Below are 16740 nucleotides of genomic sequence, written 5' to 3' on the forward strand. Positions count from 1 at the left end.
TAATTAATATTATTTATAAAAATGAACAAAATTGCTTTATTAGTAACGTTTTTAATAGCTAGCCAATATGCAAAAGCGCAAGAAGATAATAGAGTTATTACTTCAGGAGTCCCTTTTTTGTTAATTGCTTCAGATGCTAGGTCAGCTGGTATGGCAGACATGGGAGTGGCTTCTTCTGCAGATGCTTTTTCGCAACAATTTAATCCAGCTAAGTACGCTTTTTCTTTAGATAAACAAGGGTTTTCGGTAAGTTACACACCTTACTTAACTAGTATAGCAAATGATATATCACTAGGGCAGCTTACTTATTATAACAGAATTAATGAAAGGAGCGCCTTTGCGGGTTCATTCCGTTATTTTGGTTTAGGAGACATTGAATTAAGAGAAACGGGTGACCCAAACGAAATACCAAGAACTGTTAATCCAAATGAATTAGCTGTAGACTTGTCTTATTCTTTAAAATTAAGTGATCGTTTTTCAATGGCTGTTGGAGGTCGCTTTGTAAGATCAAATCTAAAAATTGCTGATGCCACTACAGATGCAAGTGCTGCGTCTACTTTTGGAGTTGATATAGCAGGTTATTATCAATCAGAAGAAATTGCCTATGATGATTTTAATGGAAGATGGAGAGCGGGATTCAATTTTCAAAATATGGGTCCTAAAATAAGTTATGATAATGACGAATTTAATGATAATTTTATGCCAGCTAACATGCGTTTGGGGGCAGGGTTTGATTTTATATTTGACGAATACAATAAAATTGGTGTAACTGGAGAAGTAACTAAACTTATGGTGCCAACGCCACCTGAAGTAGGAGATGAAGATGAAGATGGTGATATTGATAGTCAAGATTTTGCTCTTGCTGGAGCTGATTATCGTTCAACGCCATGGTTCTCAGGAATGATAAAATCTTTTGGTGATGCGCCGGATGGTTTTTCTGAGGAATTAAGAGAGTTTACATGGGCTTTAGGTGCTGAGTATTGGTATCAAGAATCATTTGCAATTAGAATGGGTTATTTTAACGAGCATGAAACAAAAGGTGCTAGAAAATTTTTCACTTTAGGAGCTGGTTTTAAATATAACATTGTAAAAATCGATGTTTCTTATTTGTTCTCTGCATCTAAAGTTAGAAACCCATTAGAAAATACATTACGTTTTTCTCTTACTTTTAATTTCGGAGATAAATATGAAGAACTTTAAAATAAATAAATAAATAAATTAACAATCCAAATTCTTATTTTAGAATTTGGATTTTTTTTCCTCACATATGAAGCAAATTTCTATAAACACTACCATTTCGATACTTTCAAAAGAAGAATTGTCACAACAAGAAATCGAATTGATGGTACAAGCTTTTGAAGCAAGAAGCAAGGCTTATGCGCCTTATTCAAAATTTACAGTTGGAGCAGCTATTTTATTAGATAACGGAATAGTAGTTCAAGGTTCAAATCAAGAAAATGCAGCTTATCCTTCAGGGTTGTGTGCAGAACGAGTAGCTATTTATTATGCAGGAGCAACTTATCCAAATGCAAAAATTGTAAAAATGTTCATAACAGCATCACCACAAGACAGAGATTTAGAAGAGCCAATTCCACCTTGCGGAAGTTGTAGACAAGCTATTGCAGAATACGAATTCAAACAAGATATTCCTATTGTGATTTTCTTTATGGGTGCAAAAGGAGATATTTACAAATCAGATTCACTGAAAAATATTTTGCCTTTAGTTTTTGATAAGAATCATCTATAACGATTTCGTAACTTTTTTTTACGATTTTGTTATAAAATTTAGAAAAATCATAGAATATAATTTTTTCAATCAGGTTCTATGTAGTATTTTTGCAGTTCGGAAAATTGTAAATGAGAAATAGATTTTTTACAATTTATATAGTATTATAAAAACAAACTAAAATGAAGCCAATTACAAGAGAAGTTTACCTAAAATGGTATGAAGATATGCTATTTTGGAGAAAATTTGAAGATAAACTTGCAGCAGTTTATATCCAACAAAAAGTTAGAGGTTTTTTACATTTATATAATGGACAAGAAGCTGTTTTGGCTGGAGCTTTACATGCTATGGACTTGTCTAAAGATAAAATGATTACAGCATATCGTAATCACGTTCAGCCTATTGGAATGGGAGTAGATCCTAGAAGAATTATGGCTGAATTGTATGGTAAAGTAACAGGTACTTCTAAAGGTATGGGAGGTTCTATGCATATTTTTTCTAAAGAACATGGTTTTTATGGAGGACATGGTATCGTAGGAGCTCAAATTCCAGTTGGAGCAGGTATGGCTTTTGCTGACAAATATTTTGAAACTGGTGGAGTTACTTTAACTTATTTTGGAGATGGTGCGGCACGTCAAGGTTCTTTACACGAAGCTTTCAATATGGCTATGTTGTGGAAATTACCAGTTGTTTTTATCGTTGAAAATAATGGTTATGCTATGGGAACTTCTGTAGAAAGAACAGCTAATCATACCGATATTTGGAAACTTGGTTTAGGTTACGAAATGCCATGCGGACCAGTTGACGGAATGAACCCTGTAAAAGTTGCTGAAGCAATGCATGAAGCAATGGAAAGAGCGCGTCGCGGAGATGGGCCAACTTTCTTAGAAATGAAAACATACCGTTACAGAGGACACTCAATGTCTGATGCGCAGTTATATAGAACGAAAGATGAAGTAGAGGAGTACAAAAAAATTGATCCAATTACTCAGGTTTTAGATATTATCAAAGAAAACAACTACGCTACTGAAGCTGAAATTGAAGTCATAGATAAAAGAGTGGCTGATTTGGTTGCTGAATGTGAAAAATTCGCTGAAGATTCTCCGTTCCCTGAAGCTCAACAATTATATGATGTAGTTTACGAACAAGAAAATTATCCATTTATTCCACATAAATTATAAGAATATGGCACAAATTATTACTATGCCCCGTTTGAGTGATACAATGACTGAAGGAGTTGTTGCATCGTGGTTGAAAAAAGTGGGTGATACAATCAAAACTGGTGATATTCTTGCCGAAATCGAAACCGATAAAGCAACAATGGAATTCGAAGCTTTCTATGATGGTGTTTTATTACACATCGGAATTCAAGAAGGACAATCGGCTCCAGTGGATTCTTTATTGGCTATCATTGGAAAAGAAGATGAAGATATTTCAGCTTTATTAAGTGGCGGAACTGCTACTGAAACGAAAGAAGAAAAAGTAGTTGAAGAAACAAAACCAACTTCTGCAGCAGTCGAGATACCGGCTAATGTAAAAGTAGTAACCATGCCTCGTTTGTCTGATACCATGACAACAGGAACGGTTGCGACTTGGTTAAAGAAAGTAGGAGATACTGTAAAAGAAGGTGACATTTTAGCTGAAATCGAAACGGATAAAGCTACAATGGAATTCGAGTCTTTCAATGCAGGAACTTTATTATATATCGGAGTGCAAGAAGGTGATTCTGCCCCAGTTGATACTATTTTAGCCATTTTAGGACCAGCAGGAACTGATGTTTCAGGAATTGCAGCTAATTATAAAGTAGGTACAGTTGTTGATTCCGAAACTTCTGAACCAAAATCAGAGGAAAAAGTAGTCGCACAAACGGAAGCTACTTCCAACTCCCAACTTCCAACTTCTAACTCTGAAGTTAGAGTTTTCGCTTCTCCATTAGCTAAAAAAATTGCTCAAGATAGAGGCATCAACTTGTCTCAAGTAAAAGGTTCAGGAGAAAATGGAAGAATTGTAAAATCGGATGTTGAGAATTTCTCACCATCAGCAGTTGCAACTCCAGCTCAATCCGTTGCTGAAGCTACAAATGCAGTTGCTGCAGTGAAACCATTTGTTCCAGCAGGAGAAGTATTCCAAGAAGAAATCAAAAATTCGCAAATGCGTAAAACCATTGCGAGACGATTATCAGAATCTAAATTTACAGCACCGCATTATTATTTAACTATCGAGTTGGATATGGACAATGCGATTGCTTCAAGAAATATGATTAACGGATTGCCAGAAACGAAAGTTTCTTTCAACGATATGGTAATCAAAGCGAGTGCGATGGCATTGAAAAAACATCCACAAGTAAATTCACAATGGAGAGAAGATGCAATGGTAATCAATCACCACGTGAATATTGGTGTAGCAGTAGCAGTTGAAGACGGATTAATGGTTCCAGTATTGAAATTTACAGACCAAATGAGTTTAACTCAAATTGGTGCTAACGTAAAAGACTTAGCTGGAAAAGCAAAATCTAAGAAAATTCAACCTGCCGAAATGGAAGGAAGTACGTTCACTATTTCTAATTTAGGAATGTTCGGAATTCAGTCCTTTACTTCTATTATCAATCAACCAAATTCGGCTATTTTATCTGTTGGAGCAATTATTGAAAAACCAGTAGTTAAAAACGGTCAAATCGTAGTTGGAAACACTATGACAGTTACTTTAGCTTGCGATCACAGAACAGTTGACGGAGCAACAGGAGCTCAATTCTTACAAACGTTCAAAGCGTTTATGGAAAATCCAGTAACTATGTTAGCCTAATAACTGTTAAATTTATCATACAAAATCCCGATTTAAATCGGGATTTTTTTATTTTTACTAAAAACTAAATTTATGCGCTATTACTTATTTTTATTGATATTCGTATTGTTTTCATGTGCATCAAAACCACAACCTGAAAAAACAAATCAAACCAGTCCTGTTTCCTACAAAGTTTCAGAAGAAAATGTTATTAAAACACTATCTTATTTAGCTTCCGATGAATTAGAAGGAAGAGATTCGGGTAGTGAAGGAATAGAAAAAGCTTCGATTTATATTGAAAATTTATTAAAAGAAAACGGAATCAAGCCGTATTTTAAAACCTATCGAGATACGTTATCAAATTACGATAAAACCTCTTACAATGTGGTTGGTTACATCGAAGGAACGGATAAAAAATTAAAAAATGAATTTGTAATTATTGGTGCACATTATGATCATATTGGGAAAATTGCAGCGGTTAATGGTGATAATATTGGAAACGGAGCAAATGATAACGCAACCGGAACTACGGCAGTAACTGAAGTTGCCAAATATTTCGCAAAGTTTAAAAACAACAAGCGTAGTATTCTTTTTGTATTCTTTTCTGCAGAAGAAAAAGGACTTTTAGGTTCGAAATATATAGCAGCTAAATTGAAAGAGCAAAATATGGATTTGTATTTCATGTTCAATTTTGAAATGATTGGTGTTCCAATGAAAGATAAAGGCATGGATTTTTATTTAACAGGTTTTGGTAGAAGTAATATGGCTACAAAAATGAATGAATATGCAGGAGAAAAATTAGTGGGTTATTTGCCAATAGAAACCAAGTATATGTTATTTAGAGCTTCTGATAATTATCCGTTTTTTACAGAATTTGAAGTGCCAGCACAAACGGTTTCAACATTTGATTTTGAAAATTTTCAATTTTATCACCAACCTGATGATGAATTTGAATTGATGGATACAAAACACATGGCTAATGTAATTTCGAAAACAATTCCGGTTTTAGAAAAAATGATTAATGCACCTAAAAAGGAAATCAAATTAAATGAAAAATAAAAACATCATCATAACGGGAACTTCTCGCGGAATTGGTTACGAATTAGCCTTGCAATTTGCAAATGCTGGACATCAAGTGTTGGCCATTTCCCGAAAAACACCAAAAGAATTAATCGAAAATCCAAACATTACGTGTTTGTCAATTGATATTTCAAATCCAGAAGAATTACTTCAAGTTGAAAATTTCATCAATCAAACTTGGAAAAAAGTAGATGTTTTAATTCATAATGCTGGAAGTTTGTTGCATAAACCATTCACGCAAATTACTTCAGAGGAATTTCAAAATATCTACAAAGTCAATGTTTTTGCAGTGGCTGAATTAACAAAAATCTGTATTCCTTTCATGGAAAAAGGAAGTCATGTAGTGACGATTAGTTCGATGGGTGGCATTCAAGGAAGCATGAAATTCGCTGGTTTAGCTGCTTATTCATCAAGTAAAGGAGCGGTAATTACGTTGTCAGAATTGTTAGCCGAAGAATACAAAGAACAAGGTATTGCTTTTAATGTTTTAGCACTTGGCGCTGTAAATACTGAAATGTTACAAGAAGCGTTTCCAGGTTACGAAGCATCACTTTCAGCTAAAGAAATGGGAGATTATATTTTCAATTTTGCCTTAACTGGAAATAAATATTACAACGGAAAAGTGTTGCAAGTTTCATCAACTACGCCATAATTTTCGTAAATTGTAATTTCATTTAAATTTATATAACCATGACAAAAGTAAACGCCATTCAGCTATTTGAAGACAAAAAAGTAAGAACCACTTGGGATGCAGAACAAGAAAAATGGTATATTTCAATTATTGATGTGATTGAAGTTTTAACAGAAAGTGTTAATCCAAGAAAGTATTGGAGTGTTTTAAAACTTCGACTAAAAAAAGAAGGAAGTCAGTTGGCTACAAATTGTAGTCAACTGAAAATGCAGTCTTCAGATGGAAAATTTTATAAAACAGATGTTGCAGATACAGAGCAACTTTTTAGATTAATTCAATCGATTCCATCACCAAAAGCAGAACCTTTTAAATTGTGGCTGGCTCAAATTGCATCTGAAAGATTAGATGAAATGCAAGATCCCGAGCTAACTATTGATAGAGCTTTAGAACAATATTTACAATTAGGATATTCCGAAAATTGGATTAACCAGCGATTAAAAAGCATCGAAATTCGTAAGGAATTAACTGATGAGTGGAAAGGCAGAGGAATTAAAGAAGGGCAACAATTTGCTATTTTAACCGATATCATTACTCAATCTTGGTCGGGAAAAACCACTAAAGAATATAAAATTTTGAAAGGTTTGAAAAAGGAGAATCTTCGTGATAACATGACCAATACCGAATTGATTTTAAATATGTTAGCCGAAGCGTCTACAAAAGATATTTCAAAAGCAGTAAATCCAGACACATTCGAAGATAATATAAACGTTGCTAAGCAAGGTGGAAATGTTGCGAATGTTGCAAGAAAAGAATTGGAAGCTAAAACGGGTCAAAAAGTGGTTACAAGTTCGAATGCAAAGCTGATGTTAAAGTCTAAAAGCTCAGAGAATAAAAAATAATGAGCGAAGTTTTACAAAAATACCTCCCAGAACACGCTGTTCATCATTGTTTTGAGTTAATCAAAGCAAATCATGTGCATCTTAAAATCGTCAATGAACGTCAAACTCGTCATGGCGATTATCGAAAAGATGCGCAAGGGTATCATTTAATTACGGTAAATGCGAGTTTGAATAAATACCGGTTTTTAATTACATTAATTCATGAGATTTCGCATTTGGTAGCTTTTGAAAAGTACGGTCGAAACATAAAACCACACGGTGAACAATGGAAACTCACTTTTCAACGTTTGATGGTGCCTTTTATTCGTCCAGAAATATTTCCAAATCAAATTTTACCACTTTTAGCTAAACATTTTAGAAATCCAAAAGCAAGTAGCGATACAGATGCAAAATTAGCGATTGCGTTAAAACAATTTGACCAAAAAGAAACCGATAAAAATTATATCTTTGAAATTCCAATGGGAAGTCATTTTAGAATTCACAATGGGAAAATTTTTAAGAAAATAGCATTACGCGTAAAACGATATGAATGTTTAGAAATAAGTTCTGGACGCTTGTATTTGTTTCAACCTAATGCTGAAGTAGAATTGTTGCCAAATTAGATAAGCAACATAACAATCTTTCAAAAATGAACAAAAATTATTACGCAATATTAATGGCTGGTGGAGTAGGTTCTCGGTTTTGGCCTGTGAGTACAACCGAATTTCCTAAGCAATTTCACGATATGTTAGGAACCGGTGAAACGCTAATTCAAAAAACATTTTCGCGATTAGCACAAATTATGCCTAATGAAAATATCTTAATTTTAACAAATGAAGCTTATAATGATATTGTTTTAGAACAATTACCTCAAATTAAACCCGATCAAGTTGTTTTAGAACCAGCAATGAGAAATACAGCTCCATGTATATTGTATGCTTCACTAAAAATCAAGAAAAAAGATCCGAATGCACTAATTTTAGTAGCGCCAAGTGATCATTGGATTGAGGATGAAATGCAGTTTATTGCCAATATTCAAAATACTTTTAATTTTTGTGAATATCAAGATTCGTTAATGACATTAGGTATTTTACCAACTTTTCCAAATACAGGTTATGGTTATATTGAGTTTGATAAATTAGATACACGTCCAATTAAAAAAGTGGTTCAATTTCGTGAAAAACCAGATTACAGAACGGCTCAGAAATTTATTCAAAGCAGAAATTTTTTGTGGAATGCCGGTATTTTTGCTTGGAGTGTTAATTCTATTTTAAATGCTTTTCAAAAGTTTCAACCTGAAATGTATGCCCATTTTTATAAAGGTTTTGATTTGTTGAATACACCTGATGAAAAAGCGTTTATAAGTGAAAATTATCCTTTAGCTGAGAATATTTCAATTGATTACGCCATTTTAGAAAAAGCAAATAATGTTTATGTTTTATCGGCTACATTTGACTGGAATGATTTGGGGACTTGGGGTTCATTGTACGATAAATTACCAAAAGATGAAAACTTTAATGCAGTAGTTAATGCAGATTTAGTAGTAGAAAATTCAGTGCATAATATTGTTAGAACAGATTCTAAAAAATTAGTAGTTATTGATGGTTTGAATGATTATATTATTGTTGATAGAGAAAATGTATTGCTAATTTATCCTAAAAATAAAGAACAAGATATTAAGAAAATAGTATCAAAACTAAAAGATTAATTTATGGATGTTAACGAAGAAAAATCAACAGATTTAATTAGGACTATCAAGTTTTTTTTAAAAGAAACCTTTAATATTATTGATGATACTGACGTAAACGCTACTATTGAGGATATTAAAGCAGGAGTTCCCATTAAAGGACAAACAGCTTGGGTTTTGATATTTTCAATATTGATTGCATCTGCAGGATTAAATACGAGTTCTACAGCTGTTGTTATTGGTGCGATGCTTATTTCTCCACTTATGGGTCCAATCATGGGAATTGGATTGTCATTAGGAATTAACGATATTTTTTTACTTCGTAAAGCAGTAAAAAATTTCGGAATTATGGTTGGACTAAGTTTAATTACATCATTTTTGTATTTTAGTATTCCAGTTTTTCAAAACGAAACTCCCGAATTAATTGCAAGAACTGGTCCGGATGTACGTGATGTTATAATAGCATTTGCCGGAGGTTTAGCATTAATTATTGCTTTTAGTAGAAGGTCTAAAGCGATAACTACAATTTCTGGAGTAGCAATTGCTACAGCATTAATGCCGCCACTTTGTACAGCAGGATTTGGTTTAGCTACTGGAAAATGGCATTTTTTTGGTGGAGCTATGTTTTTATTCTCTATAAACACAATATTTATTGCTACTGCGACTTTTATAATTGTTCGATTTTTAAAGTTTCCTTTCGAACAATATTTAGATTCTAAAAGGAAAAAAATAATTTCGAATGTTATTTATATTTCAGCTTTTGTGATTTTAGTTCCAAGTGTTTTCTTCTTTTATAAACTTTATAAACAATCCGATTTTAATCAAACGATAAGTCATTTTATACAAGACCAAAAAGAGAAAAATGGAGTGTTAGTTTTTGATATTGAAAAAGATTATTCTAAGCAAGAAATTTCGTTTGCTATTATTGGCAACAAAATCAACGAGAAAGATTTGACAAGTTTAAAATCTTTATTAAAATATAAGGGTTACGATAATGTGAAGATAAATGTAATTAAAAATTACCAAGAATCAGAAGGGAACAAGAAACTGAATAACGATGAAAAAATCTTACTGACTTCTCAAAAAATCGCAAATAATCAATATCCTATAGCTGCAGTTTTTGAAAGTATTAGTAAAGAAATTCATGCTATAGACACTAATATAGTTGAGGTTTCTTATGGTCGAATTTTAAAATCTAATTTTAATTTAATCGATACAATCCCTACATTCTATATTAAATGGAAAGATGAAACAGAAAACGTTGAATCTGAAAATAATCAAATTCAAAATTGGTTACGTGTAAAAACAGAAAATTCGAAATTGAAAGTTCAAGCTATTCAATAGTATCGTCTTCCAAATACATTTTTCTAACACGTTTGAATAATTCAGAAGAATAAACAAAATCGGTAACAGCTTCGTTATCGGTCTTAAAAATTTCTTTGTTTGTTCCTTCCCACTCAAGTAAACCGTTTTTTAAGAAAATAATTTTTTGCCCAATTTCCATAACCGAATTCATATCATGAGTATTTATTACAGTTGTAATATTATATTCATGCGTAATTTCTTGAATCAAATTATCAATTACAATAGCCGTTTTTGGGTCTAAGCCCGAGTTTGGTTCATCGCAAAAAAGATATTTCGGATTGTTAACAATGGCTCTTGCAATTGCTACACGTTTTTGCATACCACCCGAAATTTCAGACGGACGTTTTAAATTTGCATTTAATAATTGTACTCTGTCTATTACAAAATCTACACGTTCTTTTATTTCGGCAGGTGTTTTATTGGTAAACATTTTAAGAGGAAAACCAATGTTTTCTTCAACTGTCATGCTATCAAAAAGAGCGCTTCCTTGAAAAACCATTCCGATTTCTGTTCGTAAAGCTCTTTTTTCATCACTTGAAAGTTCAGAGTAAATTCTGCCGTCAAAAGAAATGGTGCCACTATCTGGAGTGTGAATACCTAGTAGTGATTTTAAAAAAACTGTTTTACCCGAACCGCTTTGTCCAATAATTAAATTAGTCATCCCAGCTTCAAAACGAGTCGAAACACCTTTTAAAACGGTTTGTTCGCCAAACTTTTTTACGATGTTTTTTACTTCAATCATTGGCTTAATAAGAGTTGGGTTAATATAAAGTTCATTAAAATAATAACTACAGATGTCCAAACGAAAGAAACTGTACTCGCTTTACCTACTTCTAATGCACCACCTTTCATGTAATAGCCATGAAATGAAGGAATTGTTGCCAAAAGTAAAGCAAAAGTAAATGTTTTTATAAACGCATAAGCAATATGAAACGGAATAAATTCTGTTTGTAAGCCTGTAATAAATTCTGGACTGCTGGTAAAACCACCATAAACAGCTGCCATCCAACCGCCAAAAATACCTAAAAACATACTCAATCCAATTACAAATGGATATAAAAGTAGTGCAATTATTTTAGGGAAAATTAAGTAGTTTAATGAGTTAACTCCCATAACTTCTAATGCATCAATTTGTTCGGTAACACGCATGGTTCCAATACTTGAAGTGATGAATGAACCCATTTTTCCTGCCATAATGATGGAAATAAAAGTAGGTGCAAATTCTAAAACCACCGATTGACGTGTTGCAAAACCAATTAAATATTTTGGAATTAACGGATTCGTTAAGTTTAATGCTGTTTGAATAGCCACAACCCCTCCAACGAAAAATGAAATAAACGCCACAATTCCTAGAGATCCTATGATCAAGTCATCAATTTCTTTAAGGATTAATTGTTTCATTACCGACCATTTAGTTGGCTTGTTGAAAATTTCTTTCAACATGATAAAATATTTTCCTATTTGCGATAAGTAGCGAATGAGCATCATAGTTTAAAAATATTTTCAAAAATACTAATTAGTTTAGTTAATTGTAAATAAAAATAGAGTATTTTAATTTCAAGAAAAAATATTCCAAAAATTTTGTTAAATCGTTTTTTTTTTGCTTTGTCAAAATTTATAATTTACCTAGTATGAAAAAATTACTATTATTATTAATGTTTCTGATTGGTTTTACAAACAATGCTCAATCGCTTTCAGAAACTGAAAATTATTACACTCCTAATGGTTTGTTAGAAAATGTTTTCGATAATTATGGAAATCATTTTAAATTAAAAGATGTTTTAATTGCACCAAAAATTAGTGTAATTGACAGTACAAAAATTCTTACTAGCGAACTACTTTGTACATCGGGTATTTTTGAAATTTACTTTGAGAAAGGATCTGGAATGAATTTACCAAACAATCCAAATCATATTGAAAGACGTAATGTGGTTTGTACTGTTTTCAATGAATTGTCAAATTTCATAGATAGTCCATTAAAAAATTCAGGTAATACATCAAAAATAAAAATTTGGATTAGAGATATCGATGAAATTCCTAATGCTCAAAATTTTGATATAAGTTACGGAACATCTTACTATAATGTCCCAAAAAACAATAATGCTGCTGATATTTCAGACAATCAATTATGGAAAACTATTTTAAGTGGTGTAGACGCTTACAAAAACACATCGCAAAATGCCATTATTGACCAAGCAAATTTTTATCACGCAACTCTAGCATTTTAAATTTAATGGAGTAAAATGGAATTCAAATTTAAATACTAACGCTTCAAAAAAAGAATATGACCTGTATTCTTATGTGTTAAGAGAAGCTGTGCATGCTTTAGGTTTTTCAAGTTTAATTTCGAACAATGGTGGTTCAAAACTAGATGCAAATTTTAATTATTACTCAAGATTTGATACGTTTTTAAAAAACGGAAGCAATCAAAATTTAATAACAAATAACGGCTGCAATTCATTAAACGGTTATACATTTTCGGGAACAATTAATAATTTATATAATAATTGTGCTGCACCATTAAATTTTAGTGCTTGTAACACTGCAGTTAAATTTTCGGGAACAAGCAATTTAGAGTTGTATACACCAAACTGTTATAATAATGAAAATAGTTTTAATTTATTAAATGAAAATTGTAACCCTATTTCAAACTACTATTTAATGCAAAGTAATTTTGGAAAAGGAACTACAAAAAGACATCTTTCAAATGAAGAAAGAAATATATTAAATGACATTGGCTACTCTTTTAATAGCTCTTATGGAACAATTTCTAACTTGTCTTATGTTAATTATAATCAAAGTGTTATAGGTAATATAGTTGCAGGGATTAACGATGGTTTCAATTCAAGTGGGAATTATACATATTATGGTAATACTAATGAACCATTACAAATAACTAATTTATTAATTAATGATAAAGGAAATAATTTACGTTTTGAATGTTTAAAAGATTTAACTCATAGTGGAACTATTTTTTCTACTTTAAGTGGAGATGCATCAACTCCTGTTGACATAACTTCTTCAGAAGCTGGCTTTCACTTAATTAGCTATGTACCTTATAATAGCTTAACTGGAATGAGGGGAAATATTACCTATGTTTTTATTTATTTTCGTGCAAATTGCCCTGTAACACCAATTGAATGTGACTTAATTTTGAATGGTGGTTTTGAAATAAATAACAGTATACCTAATTTATTTGGACAATTTGACTCAAAGGTTTGTCAATGGGAATCTGCAGACGGGACTTGTGACTATTATCATGCAAATAGTCCTTGGGGACAAACAGATATTCCAGGTGGATTAATAGCTATGAATACGACTACTACTCCAAACGGAGGACAGGCATATGCAGGGTTTATTTTCAGACAACCTGTTGCTCCTCTATTTAATAATGGTGAAGTTATGGCAACTACATTAACCAGCCCTTTATTAGCTAATACTAATTATACTTTGACATTTAATGTTGCGAGAGTAAATCACACTGTTTTTAGGAGTGGTAGACCAACCATACAAGCTTATCTTTCATCAACTATTTTGCCTGCAAACTTTAGTAATCCTGCAAATTATATAAATGGAAATCTTAATTTAGGAATTGATCCTACAGGCATTTTAATTAATGATGATAATGAATTAACAAATTTTAATGTTTGGGATGAATTTTCTATAACGTTTAATTCTGGTGTTGGAGGGCAACAATTTCTTTATATAGGTAGTATTAGTAATGCAGCTTTTACTTTAACAGCAGCTACCAATAATGGACAGTATTGTATTGTTGATAATGTTAGTTTACAACGTGTTTTCAATCCTATTTTAGATATACAACCAGAAACGATTTGTAGTAATTCTAGCACCCCTATTAACTTAAATACTATGCTTACTAATGGCGTTCCAGAAGGAGTTTTTACTGGCGCAGGTGTAAGTTTTAATGGCACTACTTATATTTTTAATCCTAGTATTGCTGGAGTAGGAACACATACAATTACTTATACTATTCCAAGTCCAGTAGCTTGCCCTGAAATAGTTATAACCGACACTATTGAAGTTATTTCATGCCAAGCTCCTTACATCTCACAAGTTTATGTGGGTGGTGGTAAAGACAAAGCTGTAGAAATAAAAAATGCTAGCAATACGCAAACCATAAACGCAGGACAATACTATTTAGTTTGGTATGATGGCAATGGTACGCCAGCTAATTTAAGCACACCAACAGCATCAATAGATTTAGCAACAGGTGGTACTATTGCTGCTAATGGAGTAAAAGTGTTTAAATCTCCAGCATTAGCAAACCCTGCTTATATTATACCAACCGCAACAATATTTAATACTTTTCAAGGATATGATGGTATTTACGATGTTATTATTATTTCAACCAGTAATGGTGCCAATGCTTATAACGATAGAGTTGATGTTTTAGGCGATAACACGGCAAGTAATTTGTTATTTAAAGAATACACACAAGAAAGTTATAAATCTTTAGTACGTATGAGTTGTACACCTATGGGTTTCCCTCGTGTAGATTACGACGAACAAGATTGGGTAGGATTTAACCGTTATGGTATTTCAACTCTAGGTATTTATGACGATAGTTTTGAAGTAGCACAAGGTACTTTAACTAATGGGGAATTAGGAAGACATTTTACTGATGAATTGAGATGGACTCTTTCAGGTTGGGATGATTTAGGTCTTCTTGATCCTCTTGAGAGTAACCCAGATCGTTCGCGAGAGACTAGTGTTTTTGCAAGTTACAATACTGGAACTGAGGGCAGTTTTGAAGCATGTAGTTTGTTTGTTAATCAGCTTACAACACTAATAATTGCTTCAAGCACAAATGTAAAAGTACAAACTAGTGTAACTATTGACCCAAATATTGGGCGATTAATTGTTGAAAACGAAGGGTCTTTGGTAATGGTTCGCGATTGTTACTATACACCAACAGAAGGGTTTGGTTGTGGAACGGAATTGGTTAATTTAGGAACTAATAGCGTATTAACGGCTACTAAACAAACAGTTAATTTAAGTGGCCCTTATGATTATGTGTACCTGTCTTCGCCTTTATCAAACAATACAGCTAACCCAAGGTTAAACCAAATTTTTAATTTTGGTTCAGGAACTGGAATGTTTAATCCTACCCGTTTTTATTTGTTTCAAAATCATAAATTTTGTGACATCTATAAGCGTTTTTCAACAATTGTAGGCGATGTTGATGGTTATGATGATAATTATGACGATTATGACCCAAGTGATACTGCTTTAGAGCAAAATGCCCTAATGATTCCAGGGCGTGGTTATGCTACTTGGCCTCCTGTTCCTGCAGCAACAGACCTTAATTATACCATTACGTTTACAGGAGAAATGAACAACGGTATTGTAGAGGTGCCTGTATTTAAAAACAACTCTTTAAGTGGTAGAAATGCTAATTTAATAGGCAACCCTTATCCAAGTGCTATAGATTTAGATAAGTTTTTTGCTGAAAATAATACGGTTATAGAACCTATCGCTTACATCTGGACGCGTGTTACCACACCAGATGACCCAAATAGCACCTATCAAGGCCCTAATGGGTTAAATTATACAGCGGCTAACTATTCGGTTTACACACAAGATATGTCTCTAAATATAGAAAATAACGCAGTATTCGCAGGCGGTAGTATTTTGGCATCAGGACAATCGTTTTTCGTAAGAGCCTATAAAGATTTTAGCGGATTTGCAAATGCACCTATAGCGGCAGAAGTAGCACCTGTTAATCCTGCAACAATTCATCCACAAGAAGAAATTATTACGGCAGGAAACATACAATTTAGAAATTACATGCGTACTACCGAACCTAATATTACTTTTTCTAGAATGGAAAGTAGTAGAGTAAATCAAACCAATACAAACCAAATTACAGGTGATAAATTATGGGTAAATCTTACAGATGCAAATGATTTTACGGCTCAAATAGGGATTTACTTTAAACCTTCAGGAAATGCAGGTTATTTGCCTACAGAAGATGTTGTTACGATTGCAGGTAGAAAATATAATTTTTACACCCAATCTACAACTGAGGATTTACTGATTGATGTGCAAGATGCCTTTGAAACAAGTAAAGTTATGCCTTTAGGAATTACGAATATAACAGGTCAAAACCAACTATTTACTATAAGTATTCCTAAAAAAGGAGGTGTTTTTAATTCACAAACTGTTTACTTAGAAGATACACAATTGGGAATTGTTCATAATTTAAGCCAATCATCATATTCTTTTACTTCTTTAGAAACAATTGTAGAAAATCGTTTTAATTTATTATTTTCAAATAATGTGTCTGTATCAAAGCATAAAAAAGAAGATTCATTAGTTAAGGTTTGGATTTCAAATGATAAAGTTTTAAAAGTAGTTTCTGAAAAAAATAATATTAGTAGTATTCAGGTTTTTGATATTTACTCAATGAATACAGATGCTTTAAAACATAATAGTATAAATATAAACCAAAAAGAATTTTCGTTACCTTTGAATGAAGATACTAAATTATATAGTATTAGAATAACTTTGGAAGATGGTACTATTATTAATAAAAAAGTGGCAAAATAATATATTGAGCAAAATACTAGTA

The 16740-nt window shown here is 32.3% G+C and carries 14 protein-coding genes; 12 read left to right on the plus strand and 2 right to left on the minus strand.

Annotated elements, in window-relative coordinates:
- Positions 1 to 21 precede the first annotated feature (21 nt).
- The 10 genes from porV to GFJ94_RS02755 all read left to right on the plus strand — a co-directional run bounded on the left by porV (position 22) and on the right by GFJ94_RS02755 (position 10127).
- Positions 22 to 1200 (plus strand): type IX secretion system outer membrane channel protein PorV, encoded by a 1179-nt coding sequence (gene porV / locus GFJ94_RS02710; RefSeq protein ID WP_153200058.1) that lies wholly within the window; start codon positions 22 to 24, stop codon positions 1198 to 1200.
- 67 nt (positions 1201 to 1267) lie between these two features.
- The gene (locus GFJ94_RS02715; protein ID WP_153200059.1) at positions 1268 to 1747 is read left to right on the plus strand and encodes a cytidine deaminase; all 480 of its coding nucleotides are present in this window, start codon (positions 1268 to 1270) and stop codon (positions 1745 to 1747) included.
- Positions 1748 to 1908: 161 nt separating this feature from the next.
- Entirely contained in the window at positions 1909 to 2907 is a 999-nt protein-coding gene (gene pdhA / locus GFJ94_RS02720) for a pyruvate dehydrogenase (acetyl-transferring) E1 component subunit alpha (RefSeq protein WP_153200060.1), read from the plus strand.
- Positions 2908 to 2911: 4 nt separating this feature from the next.
- Positions 2912 to 4528: a 2-oxo acid dehydrogenase subunit E2 gene (locus GFJ94_RS02725; protein ID WP_153200061.1), complete on the plus strand. Its 1617-nt coding sequence runs from the start codon at positions 2912 to 2914 to the stop codon at positions 4526 to 4528.
- Between the two features lie 72 nt (positions 4529 to 4600).
- Positions 4601 to 5566, plus strand: coding sequence for a M20/M25/M40 family metallo-hydrolase (locus tag GFJ94_RS02730; protein ID WP_153200062.1), 966 nt, complete (start codon positions 4601 to 4603; stop codon positions 5564 to 5566).
- Positions 5556 to 6239 carry an SDR family oxidoreductase gene (locus tag GFJ94_RS02735; RefSeq protein ID WP_153200063.1) on the plus strand — a complete coding sequence of 228 codons (684 nt, stop codon included), beginning with the start codon at positions 5556 to 5558 and terminating at the stop codon, positions 6237 to 6239. Before GFJ94_RS02730 ends, GFJ94_RS02735 begins: the two co-directional genes overlap by 11 nt.
- A gap of 38 nt (positions 6240 to 6277) precedes the next feature.
- On the plus strand, positions 6278 to 7117 hold the full coding sequence (locus GFJ94_RS02740) for a Bro-N domain-containing protein (protein WP_153200064.1): 840 nt from the start codon (positions 6278 to 6280) through the stop codon (positions 7115 to 7117).
- Positions 7117 to 7719 (plus strand): SprT-like domain-containing protein, encoded by a 603-nt coding sequence (locus GFJ94_RS02745; protein WP_153200065.1) that lies wholly within the window; start codon positions 7117 to 7119, stop codon positions 7717 to 7719. Before GFJ94_RS02740 ends, GFJ94_RS02745 begins: the two co-directional genes overlap by 1 nt.
- Before the next feature lie 26 nt (positions 7720 to 7745).
- Positions 7746 to 8804: a mannose-1-phosphate guanylyltransferase gene (locus tag GFJ94_RS02750; protein ID WP_153200066.1), complete on the plus strand. Its 1059-nt coding sequence runs from the start codon at positions 7746 to 7748 to the stop codon at positions 8802 to 8804.
- Between the two features lie 3 nt (positions 8805 to 8807).
- On the plus strand, positions 8808 to 10127 hold the full coding sequence (locus tag GFJ94_RS02755) for a DUF389 domain-containing protein (protein ID WP_153200067.1): 1320 nt from the start codon (positions 8808 to 8810) through the stop codon (positions 10125 to 10127).
- Here the strand turns inward: GFJ94_RS02755 and GFJ94_RS02760 are convergent.
- Positions 10117 to 10890, minus strand: a complete 774-nt coding sequence (locus tag GFJ94_RS02760) for an ABC transporter ATP-binding protein (RefSeq protein WP_153200068.1) — start codon at positions 10888 to 10890, stop codon at positions 10117 to 10119. The genes GFJ94_RS02755 and GFJ94_RS02760 overlap by 11 nt on opposite strands.
- Positions 10887 to 11636: an ABC transporter permease gene (locus GFJ94_RS02765; RefSeq protein WP_153200069.1), complete on the minus strand. Its 750-nt coding sequence runs from the start codon at positions 11634 to 11636 to the stop codon at positions 10887 to 10889. The genes GFJ94_RS02760 and GFJ94_RS02765 overlap by 4 nt, the downstream gene beginning before the upstream one ends.
- Positions 11637 to 11779: 143 nt before the next feature.
- Between GFJ94_RS02765 and GFJ94_RS02770 the strand changes: the two genes are divergently transcribed.
- Positions 11780 to 12376: a hypothetical protein gene (locus GFJ94_RS02770; protein ID WP_153200070.1), complete on the plus strand. Its 597-nt coding sequence runs from the start codon at positions 11780 to 11782 to the stop codon at positions 12374 to 12376.
- A 73-nt stretch (positions 12377 to 12449) separates the two neighbouring features.
- Positions 12450 to 16718, plus strand: a complete 4269-nt coding sequence (locus GFJ94_RS02775; protein ID WP_153200071.1) for a hypothetical protein — start codon at positions 12450 to 12452, stop codon at positions 16716 to 16718.
- Positions 16719 to 16740 lie beyond the last annotated feature (22 nt).

It is taken from the genome of Flavobacterium sp. LMO8 (assembly GCF_009495755.1).
In the GTDB taxonomy this organism is placed as follows: Bacteria; Bacteroidota; Bacteroidia; order Flavobacteriales; family Flavobacteriaceae; genus Flavobacterium.

What these genes read in the sequence shown, in the direction of transcription:
- porV (WP_153200058.1), top strand. Translation starts at nt 22, where the DNA reads ATGAACAAAATTGCTTTATTAGTAACGTTTTTAATAGCTAGCCAATAT.
- GFJ94_RS02715 (WP_153200059.1), top strand. Translation starts at nt 1,268, where the DNA reads ATGAAGCAAATTTCTATAAACACTACCATTTCGATACTTTCAAAAGAA.
- pdhA (WP_153200060.1), top strand. Translation starts at nt 1,909, where the DNA reads ATGAAGCCAATTACAAGAGAAGTTTACCTAAAATGGTATGAAGATATG.
- GFJ94_RS02725 (WP_153200061.1), top strand. Translation starts at nt 2,912, where the DNA reads ATGGCACAAATTATTACTATGCCCCGTTTGAGTGATACAATGACTGAA.
- GFJ94_RS02730 (WP_153200062.1), top strand. Translation starts at nt 4,601, where the DNA reads ATGCGCTATTACTTATTTTTATTGATATTCGTATTGTTTTCATGTGCA.
- GFJ94_RS02735 (WP_153200063.1), top strand. Translation starts at nt 5,556, where the DNA reads ATGAAAAATAAAAACATCATCATAACGGGAACTTCTCGCGGAATTGGT.
- GFJ94_RS02740 (WP_153200064.1), top strand. Translation starts at nt 6,278, where the DNA reads ATGACAAAAGTAAACGCCATTCAGCTATTTGAAGACAAAAAAGTAAGA.
- GFJ94_RS02745 (WP_153200065.1), top strand. Translation starts at nt 7,117, where the DNA reads ATGAGCGAAGTTTTACAAAAATACCTCCCAGAACACGCTGTTCATCAT.
- GFJ94_RS02750 (WP_153200066.1), top strand. Translation starts at nt 7,746, where the DNA reads ATGAACAAAAATTATTACGCAATATTAATGGCTGGTGGAGTAGGTTCT.
- GFJ94_RS02755 (WP_153200067.1), top strand. Translation starts at nt 8,808, where the DNA reads ATGGATGTTAACGAAGAAAAATCAACAGATTTAATTAGGACTATCAAG.
- GFJ94_RS02760 (WP_153200068.1), bottom strand. Translation starts at nt 10,890, where the DNA reads ATGATTGAAGTAAAAAACATCGTAAAAAAGTTTGGCGAACAAACCGTT.
- GFJ94_RS02765 (WP_153200069.1), bottom strand. Translation starts at nt 11,636, where the DNA reads ATGATGCTCATTCGCTACTTATCGCAAATAGGAAAATATTTTATCATG.
- GFJ94_RS02770 (WP_153200070.1), top strand. Translation starts at nt 11,780, where the DNA reads ATGAAAAAATTACTATTATTATTAATGTTTCTGATTGGTTTTACAAAC.